Genomic DNA, 2,084 nt, shown 5'->3' on the forward strand with positions numbered 1-2,084 from the left:
ACACGGATCCTCCACGAACAAGCCGAAACCACCCACCCCATCATGGCCATCACCGCATAACCAGATCTACACCACACCAAGAGACTTGACCGCCGCGGTGAATTCCGCGCCTGCCGCCGCAGCCCATGCGCCTCCAACGGGTGGGCCGCGGCGGGCGTCCGTCGATCGACGCCGCCGCGAGGCTTGCCGCAGCCGCTGTGCCCGCGGAATCAGTCGAGTGAAAGCGAGTCGTCCAAGGTGCGACGCGGCGCTCCGGGCTCGGCGGCGATTCCCGCTCCGGGGATCCGGCGCAAGGGACGACGCCGTAGGCGGAGCAGCCAGTACAAGTCGATGAGCGCAATCGTGGCGTTCATGCCGACGGCCGGCCAGACACCGAGAATCATGTTGTAGGCAGTGGCGATGAGCGACCCGGTGAGGTTGAGGCTGCGGAAAGTGCGCTGATTGGCGACCACCAGGGAGATGACAACGAGACCGGAACCGATCCATCCGACGATCTCAAGGAATGTGCGAGTGTCCACGTATGCTCCTGGACCTGCCCGGCTGGTCAATGCTTCGCGCACTGGTCGAGTCTGAACGCCTCGCTGCCGGGGCGTTAGAGGCTATCCGGGGTGCCGTCAGTGCGCAAGCTCGATCCGGTCGGCCAGGCGGCCCACCCGCAGCTGCTCACCGCCTACCGCAGCCGTGCCGCCGTCGAACCGCCATGGTGGCACAAGGGCGGATCCGCGGCTGCACTCGACCGATAGGATCAGCATGTGGAGGCAGCATCAAGCCGTGAGCTGGAGCGGCTACTGAGGCAGTTCTTCGCGGTCGAGAACGCGAGGGATTGGCGCACCTACGCTGGATTCTTGCACCCGCAAGTCGAGTGGAGCCTGATAGATGTCGGCCGCGAGCGCCGGGTCGTTGGAAGAGAGGCGTACTTGCAGGCGATTAGATCCGCCTACGACGGTGCCGCCACCAAGTTTCGTTGTGTGGAGACCATGGTCGATCATCGGCGGGGTCGGATTGCCGCAGTGCTGGTCGACGAGCTCGGCGAACGGTCCCTGGAAGTGTTCGACGTCGAAGACGGTCTGATCCGGCGCGAGTGGGAGTTCTTCCTGGGACGCCCGTAGACCTTGGCGCCGACTCCGGCTGCACGCGTTTGTCCGGCTGGAGCGAAGAGTCGCGTCGGCCGCCGGCTCATGCCTCCGGCAGGCGTTCCTCTGGCAAGCATGGGTGCGGGCCCGGAATCGAGCTGGGTACGGCCTCGGTGGTGACTTGGTGCCAGGTCAGCCCAATGCCGTCAACCGGCGCCAAGGCGTCGAAGACGGCGTCCGCGCCGGCCTGGATACCGTCGGCCACGTCCTGGCCGCCGGATACAAGATCCAGTGCACACGGATTGCCGGCCACCGGGTACACCGCCCATCCTCCTGACCCGCGTACTCCCCCAGCATCGCTCGGGAGCGACTCGAGCAACCGACACAACGCCTGTGCTGCCACCTGTGGCGTCGCGTGTGAGACCGACACCCTCAGCGTTGCCGCCGCCGTAGGATCCTGCCGTTGCCACAACCAGTCGTAGTCCACGACGTAGCGCTCACAGCCTGGACGCGAAATCGGGGTACCCATGTGCTGACGTTATCCCGAATCACGGGCGTTTACGCGCCCAGGTGCGTCCTCAGGCGCGGGAGGTCGGGAATACTCGTCTGCCTGTCTCTCGCTTGCGTCGTCGTGATGGGAGGCGACGGACGTGTGGGGTGCCGGAGGTCACTGCCGCCGAGTTTGACGTGGCCGAAGGCGGTATGCGTAAAGTACTCCCCGCCGCCGCAACCGCCTTCGGGCGCGAGCGGCAGTCCGAAGCGGATTCCGGTTCGTTCGACGTCACCGACGTCGAGTGAGGAATTCCGAAGAGAGCAGGATCACTGATCTTGGGCTTGACGGGTTCCGAATGGCCCGGCTAATCTACTCCGGTGCCTTGAGAGAGGCGCTGCTCCTTCAGGGGCGGCAGGGCTCTCATGGGTGTGTTGTTTGGGATCTCGATAGTGTGTCGTGTTTGTTTGTTTTGGTTGGTGTTTTTTGTTGGTTTCTTTGTTTGGTTTTTGTTTTGTTTG

3 protein-coding genes are annotated in these 2,084 nt (G+C 64.3%); 1 reads left to right on the top strand and 2 read right to left on the bottom strand.

Features of this window, described 5'->3' with window-relative positions; genetic code table 11:
• Positions 1-209 precede the first annotated feature (209 nt).
• Both BLR49_RS12870 and BLR49_RS13380 read right to left on the bottom strand, forming a co-directional pair.
• Entirely contained in the window at positions 210-518 is a 309-nt protein-coding gene (locus tag BLR49_RS12870; RefSeq protein ID WP_092538244.1) for a YgjV family protein, read from the bottom strand.
• Between the two features lie 96 nt (positions 519-614).
• Complete coding sequence (locus tag BLR49_RS13380) at positions 615-752, bottom strand: hypothetical protein (protein WP_176760817.1); 138 nt, start codon at positions 750-752, stop codon at positions 615-617.
• Here BLR49_RS13380 and BLR49_RS12875 point away from each other — a divergent pair, their 5' ends adjacent.
• The gene (locus tag BLR49_RS12875; RefSeq protein WP_092538246.1) at positions 753-1,109 is read left to right on the top strand and encodes a nuclear transport factor 2 family protein; all 357 of its coding nucleotides are present in this window, start codon (positions 753-755) and stop codon (positions 1,107-1,109) included.
• The last annotated feature ends 975 nt before the right edge of the window (positions 1,110-2,084 follow it).

The organism is Actinomyces ruminicola (genome assembly GCF_900103885.1).
GTDB classification, from domain to species: domain Bacteria; phylum Actinomycetota; class Actinomycetes; order Actinomycetales; family Actinomycetaceae; genus Actinomyces; species Actinomyces ruminicola.